5 protein-coding genes are annotated in these 6,399 nt (G+C 71.6%); 1 reads left to right on the plus strand and 4 read right to left on the minus strand.

Going from position 1 to position 6,399, the window contains the following annotated elements:
- From dapB to dnaK, 3 genes are all read right to left on the minus strand, one after another.
- The coding region (gene dapB, locus HW577_RS18335) for a 4-hydroxy-tetrahydrodipicolinate reductase (protein WP_198377589.1) at positions 1 to 535 on the minus strand (535 nt) is incomplete at its 3' end.
- A 246-nt stretch (positions 536 to 781) separates the two neighbouring features.
- Entirely contained in the window at positions 782 to 1,936 is a 1,155-nt protein-coding gene (dnaJ, locus tag HW577_RS18340) for a molecular chaperone DnaJ (RefSeq protein ID WP_198377590.1), read from the minus strand.
- A 113-nt stretch (positions 1,937 to 2,049) separates the two neighbouring features.
- On the minus strand, positions 2,050 to 3,978 hold the full coding sequence (gene dnaK / locus HW577_RS18345) for a molecular chaperone DnaK (protein ID WP_198377591.1): 1,929 nt from the start codon (positions 3,976 to 3,978) through the stop codon (positions 2,050 to 2,052).
- A 307-nt stretch (positions 3,979 to 4,285) separates the two neighbouring features.
- Here dnaK and HW577_RS18350 point away from each other — a divergent pair, with 307 nt between their 5' ends.
- Positions 4,286 to 5,665 carry a flavin monoamine oxidase family protein gene (locus HW577_RS18350; RefSeq protein WP_198377592.1) on the plus strand — a complete coding sequence of 460 codons (1,380 nt, stop codon included), beginning with the start codon at positions 4,286 to 4,288 and terminating at the stop codon, positions 5,663 to 5,665.
- Between the two features lie 60 nt (positions 5,666 to 5,725).
- Here the strand turns inward: HW577_RS18350 and HW577_RS18355 are convergent, their stop codons facing one another.
- A complete protein-coding gene (locus HW577_RS18355; protein WP_198377593.1) occupies positions 5,726 to 6,295 on the minus strand; it encodes a nucleotide exchange factor GrpE in 570 nt (189 codons plus the stop codon).
- Between the last annotated feature and the right edge of the window lie 104 nt (positions 6,296 to 6,399).

Consider the following 6,399-nt stretch of genomic DNA (forward strand, 5'->3'; position numbering starts at 1 on the left):
GCCCGCTCTCGCGCCCCGCATCCTCGAGCGTCGTGCCGCGGCCCGCCGCGACCGCGCGGCCGAGCGCGACCGCGGTGCCCGACGGCGCATCGACCTTCTGCCGGTGGTGCATCTCGACGATCTCGGCGTCGTACTGCGCCGGCGGCAGGGCGGCGGCCATGCGCTCCGCGATCGCGAGGAACAGGTTCACGCCGGGGGCGAAGTTCGCGGCGTAGACGATGGGGATGCGCTTCGCCGCGTCCGTCACCGCGGCTTCCTCCTCGGCCGACAGGCCGGAACTGCCGAGGACATAGGGCGTGCCGGAGGCGGCCGCGGCCGCGGCATGCGCGCGCGCCGCCGCGGCATGGGTGAAGTCGATCACCACGTCGGACGCGGCGCAGAGCGCCTCCATGTCCGCCAGAACGGGCACGCCCGCCGGCGCGGCGCCGGAACGGCAGGTGCCCCCGGCGAGGATCGCGCCGGCGGCCGGCACTTCCTCGGCGAGCAGGCGGCCCATGCGGCCGGCGATGCCGGCGATGCCGATGCGGATGGTCATGGCGCGCTCCCGTGGCTGGTCGCGCAGCCTGTGCGAGGGGTTGGCGCGCGGGTCAAGGTGGCGTGGCGGAGAGGGGTCGCCGCCCCTTTCCCCGCCAAAGGCCGAAAGGACTTTGGAAACCGATCCCTCGCGCCCGACTTCCGCGGGTGGTCCGGTGATGGTGTCCAGAGGCCTTTCGGCCCCTCGTGGGGGAGTTCGAGGGGGCGAAGCCCCCTCGCGCCCGATGGGCGACGCCCCCTCGGTAGGCTAACGGCCCAGCCCGTCCCAGAACTCCTTCACCTTGGCGAAGAAGCCCTCGCTTTCGGGGTGGGTCTTGCCGCCCTTCACCGCCTCGGCCTCGAACTGCTCGAGCAGCTCGCGCTGCTTCTGCGTCAGGTTCTGCGGCGTCTCTACGCTCACCTGCACGTACATGTCCCCGCGCGCGGCGGACCGCAGCACGGAGAAGCCCTTGCCGCGCAGGCGGAACTGGTCGCCCGTCTGGCTGCCAGCGGGGATCGTCACGCGCGCGCGGCCGCCGTCGATCGAGGGCACCTCGACATGCCCGCCAAGCGCCGCCTGGGTCATGCGCAGCGGGACGCGGATGAAGATGTTGGCACCGTCGCGCTGGAAGATCGGGTGCGGCTTGACCGCGACATCGACATACAGGTCGCCTGCCGGCGCGCCGCGCAGCCCGGCCTCGCCTTCCCCGGCCAGGCGGATGCGCGTGCCGTCCTCCACCCCGGGCGGGATCGAGACGTTGAGCGTCCGGTCGCGCTGCACGCGCCCCGCGCCCTGGCAGACCTTGCAGGGGTTCTTGATGGTGCGGCCGGACCCGCCGCAGGTCGGGCAGGTCCGCTCGATCAGGAAGAAGCCCTGCTGCGCCCGGACCTTGCCCGCCCCGCCGCAGCCCGAGCAGGTCTGCACGCCGGAGGAGGCACCGCCTTCCGCACCGACGCCCTTGCAGGCCTCGCAGGCGACGGAGGTCGGGATGCGGACGGAGGCCTTGGTGCCGGCGAAGGCTTCCTCGAGGCTGATCTCGATCTGGGTGCGCAGGTCAGCGCCGCGGCCGGTCGCGCCGCCGCGGCCGCGCCCGCCGCCGCCGAAGCGGCCGAACATCTCCTCGAAGATGTCCTCGAAGGCCCCGCCGAAGGGGTTGCCGCCGCCGAAGCCGCCGGCGCCCTGGCCCGGCCCGCCCTGCTCGAAGGCGGCATGGCCGAAGCGGTCATAGGCCGCCCGCTTCTCGGCATCCTTCAGCACGTCGTAGGCCTCGTTCAGTTCCTTGAACTTGGCCTCGGCTTCCTTGTCGCCCTGGTTGCGGTCCGGGTGCCACTTCATGGCGAGCTTGCGGTAGGCCTTCTTCAGGTCCTCCTCGCTCGCCTCCCGGCCGACGCCGAGCACCTCGTAGTAGTCGCGCTTAGCCATGGCTCATGCCCTCGCGCGCGCCATCGTCATGGGAAGGGTTCCTTGGCATGCGGCCGCCCGGCCCCGAGACGGGAACCGGGCGGCGCAGGCTCATTCGGGCGGGCGCCCGCCGTTCAGGACGGCTTGCGCTTGTTGGGGTCGACTTCCTCGAACTCGGCGTCGACGACCTTGTCGTCCCCGCCGCGGCCGGGGTTCGGCCCGCCGGGGCCCGCCGCGCCCTCGGCCGGCTTGTCGGCCTGCTGCGCCTTGTAGAGCGCCTCGCCCATCTTCATCGCCGCCTGGCCGAGACGTTCGCTGGCCTTCGTGACGGCCTCGGCGTCCTGCTTCTCGATCGCCGACCTGGCCTCGGCCACCGCGGCCTCGGCATCGGCCTTCTCGGCGGGCGGGATCTTGTCGGCGTTCTCCTTCAGCGTCCGCTCGGTCTGGTGGACCAGGGCGTCGAGCTGGTTGCGCGCCTCGACATGCTCGCGGCGGCGCTTGTCGGCTTCCGCGTTGGCCTCGGCGTCCTTGACCATCCGCTCGATGTCGGCATCCGAAAGGCCGGACTTGGCCTGGATGCGGATCTGCTGCTCCTTGCCCGTCGCCTTGTCCTTCGCGCTGACGGACACGATGCCGTTCGCGTCGATGTCGAAGGTCACTTCCACCTGCGGCACGCCGCGCGGCGCGGGCGGGATGCCCGTCAGGTCGAAGGTGCCGAGCATCTTGTTGTCGGCCGCCATCTCCCGCTCGCCCTGGTAGACCTTGATGGTCACGGCGGTCTGGTTGTCGTCCGCGGTGCTGAACACCTGGGACTTCTTGGTCGGGATGGTGGTGTTGCGGTCGATCAGGCGGGTGAAGACGCCGCCCAGCGTCTCGATGCCGAGGGACAGCGGCGTGACGTCGAGCAGCAGAACGTCCTTGACGTCGCCCTTGAGCACGCCGCCCTGGATCGCCGCGCCGATCGCCACGACCTCATCGGGGTTGACGTTGCGCGCGGGTTCCTTGCCGAAGAAGGCCTTCACGGCCTCGATCACCTTCGGCATGCGCGTCATGCCGCCGACGAGGATGACCTCGTCGATCTCGCCCGCCGTCAGCCCGGCATCCTTCAGCGCCTGGCGGCACGGCTCGAGCGTGCGCTGGATCAGGTCGTCCACCAGCGCTTCCAGCTTCGCCCGCGTCAGCTTCATCACGAGGTGCTTCGGCCCCGAGGCGTCGGCAGTGATGAAGGGCAGGTTGACCTCGGTCTCCTTCGCCGAGGACAGCTCGATCTTCGCCTTCTCGGCGGCTTCCTTCAGGCGCTGCAGCGCGAGCTTGTCGCCGCGCAGGTCGATGCCCTGTTCCTTGCGGAACTCGTCCGCCAGGTAGTCGATGATGCGCTGGTCGAAATCCTCGCCGCCGAGGAAGGTGTCGCCGTTGGTCGACTTCACCTCGAACACGCCGTCGCCGATTTCGAGCACCGAGACGTCGAACGTGCCGCCGCCGAGGTCATAGACCGCGATGGTGCCGCCCTTCTTCTGGTCCATGCCGTAGGCGAGCGCCGCGGCGGTCGGCTCGTTGATGATGCGCAGGACTTCGAGGCCCGCGATCGCGCCGGCTTCCTTCGTCGCCTGGCGCTGGGCGTCGTTGAAGTAGGCGGGGACGGTGATGACGGCCTGGGAGACGGTCTCGCCGAGATAGGCCTCGGCGGTCTCCTTCATCTTGGTCAGGATCATCGCGCTGATCTGCTGCGGCGCGTAGTCCTTGCCGTCCACATGCACCCAGGCGTCGCCGTTGCCCGCGCGCGTGATCTTGAAGGGCGCGAGGTCGATGTCCTTCTGCACCATCGGGTCGTCGAAGCGGCGCCCGATCAGGCGCTTCACGGCGAACAGCGTGCCCATGGGATTCGTGACGGCCTGGCGCTTGGCGCTCTGGCCGACCAGCCTTTCGCCGTTCTTCGCGAAGGCGACCATGGAGGGCGTGGTGCGCGCGCCCTCGGCGTTCTCGATGACCCTGACGTCCTTGCCTTCCATGATGGCGACGCAGGAATTGGTGGTGCCGAGGTCGATGCCGATGACCTTGCTCATCCGATACTCTCCTCTGCGGCAGGCGGGGGCAGCCCGATTCTGGCGCTGCGCCCGCCCCCTGTGCTGACCGGCGGCGCATGCCGCCGCGGATGGGTGGCTGGGGGTCCCCGCGGGGGGCGGGGTGTGTGACAGGCCGGATGTATTGATCCGCAGGGCTGGGGACAAGTCCCGGCGCCCCGAGGAATCGCGGGGGAACTCCGCATGGGGCGCATGGGCGGCCCGCATCGCCGCGCTGTGATCCGCCGCGATTGCCGGCGCGACGCGATCCTCCCTAGGCTCCCCGGCCGAGAAAGCCGGGAGGTCGCCCATGTCCGCGTCGCAGGCGCTGAGCCGCCGCCATCTGCTGCGCCTGCTCGGCACCGCCGCCCTGCCGCTGATGCCGGGCGAGGGCCGCGCCCAGGCCGCGGCCCGGCCGCTCAACGTCATTGTCGTCGGCGCCGGGCTCGCCGGCCTCGGCGCCGCCCGCGCGCTTCACGATGCCGGGCATCGCGTCACGGTGCTGGAAGCCCGCCCGCGCACCGGCGGGCGGATGCACACCGTCACCTTTCGCGGCCAGCGGCTCGACATGGGCGGCGCCTGGATCCACGGGCCGGAGGGCAACCCCCTCACGCCCCTGGCCGACGCCGCCGGCATCCGCCGCATGCCGACCTACGATGCCCGGTCGGTCATGTTCGACGCCGATGGCCGCCGACTGACCGAGGCCGAGACCACCGCCATCTTCGACACGGTCGGCCAGCTCATCGCCCATGACAGCCCCTTCGCCCCCCGCGGCGGGCGCGACGTCTCGCTGGCGGAAGCCGTGCCGCTGCTCGACCCGACCACGCGCGCCACGCCCTACGAAAAGCGCGTCGCGCGATGGCTGTCCGCCTACGTCGCGGGATATGCAGGCGGGGATGCGTCGGAGGTCTCGGCGCAATCCTGGTTCGGCGGCGAAGGCGAGATCCCGGAGGAGAACCACCTCCTCGCCCAGGGCTACAACGCCATCACGGACCTGCTCGCGCGCGGGCTCGACATCCGCCTGCGGCAAAGCGTGCGCGCCATCCGCCTGGTGGGCAGCGGCGTCGTGGTGGCGACGCAGTCAGAAGCCTTCTTCGCCGACCGCGTCGTCGTCACCCTGCCGCTCGGCGTGCTCAAGCGGGGGGATGTCGTGTTCGACCCGCCTTTGCCCGCCGCCCACCAGGGGGCGATCGCGCGCATCGGCAACGGGCTGCTCAACAAGATCGTGCTCGCTTTCCCCCGCCCGTTCTGGCCCGTGGAGGCGCATTACCTCCGCAGCCTGTCCGACGCGCCGGACAACGCGGCGCCGGAGATCGTCTCCCTCCAGCCGCATCTGAACGTGCCGGTGCTGGTCGCGCTGGTGGGCGGGTCGGCCGCGCAGCGCATCGAGATGCTGCCGGATGCCGCCCAGGCGGACCTCGTGATGGACGCGTTGCGGCGCATGTTCGGCAACGGCATCCCGCGGCCGGTGGAAACGCGCGTGACGCGTTGGTCGCGCGATGTCCACGCGCGCGGGTCCTATTCCTTCCTGCCGGTGGGGGCCTCGGTGGACGACCACGCGGCGCTGTCCCGGCCGATCGCGGGGCGCATCTTCCTGGCGGGCGAAGCGGCGACGAGCGAGGCGCCGTCTTACGCGCACGGAGCGCTGCTAGGGGGGCGGCGGGCGGCGGCGGAGATTCTCGCTGGGTGAAAGGTGGGGGGAGGGGAACCTCCCCCGAACCCCCTCCCTTTTTTGGCTTTGGGCGGCGGGTTAGGCGGGGCGGCCTTGCGCCACCACCACCATGGCCGGCTTCAGCAGGCGGCCGTTCAGCGTCCAGGCGGGGGTCCAGCAGGCGGTGACGGTGCCGGGCGCGACACCCTCGGGCGCCGGCTGCTCGGCCATCGCCTGATGCATCTCCGGATCGAAGGGCTTGCCGGTCGGGTCGTCCCGCCGCACGCCGTTGCGCTCCAGGATGCCGAGGAAGGACCGCTCCACCCCCTCGATCCCGTCGCGGATCTTGCCCAGCACCTCGGGCTCGCCCTCCTGCTTGGCGGGCATGGCGTCGAGGCCACGGCGGAGGTTCTCGGCCGCCTCCACCACGTCGCGGGCGAATTTCTGCGCGGCATAGGCGCGGGCGTCGGCGACCTCCCGCTGCGTCCGGGTGCGCAGGTTCTGCATCTCCGCCTCGGCGCGGAGCCACTTGTCCTTCAGCGCGGCGATCTCGGCCTCGAGCGCCACGATGCGCTCCTCAGGCGTCAACTCGGCGGCGGGCGCGGCCTCGGGCGGCGGTTCGGCGCCGGCCGCGGTCTCGGGGGCCGGCTTGTCCTGGTTCTCGCTCATGTCGGGTTTGGCTTGCTTGTCCATGCGCGGCGCGGGGCCGCCTGTGGCCCTTCACCTAAGGCCCCGCGACGCGCCGGACAAGCCGCCGCGCGCGCATGCCGGCC

This window comes from Neoroseomonas rubea (assembly GCF_016106015.1).
Taxonomy (GTDB): Bacteria; Pseudomonadota; Alphaproteobacteria; order Acetobacterales; family Acetobacteraceae; genus Neoroseomonas; species Neoroseomonas rubea.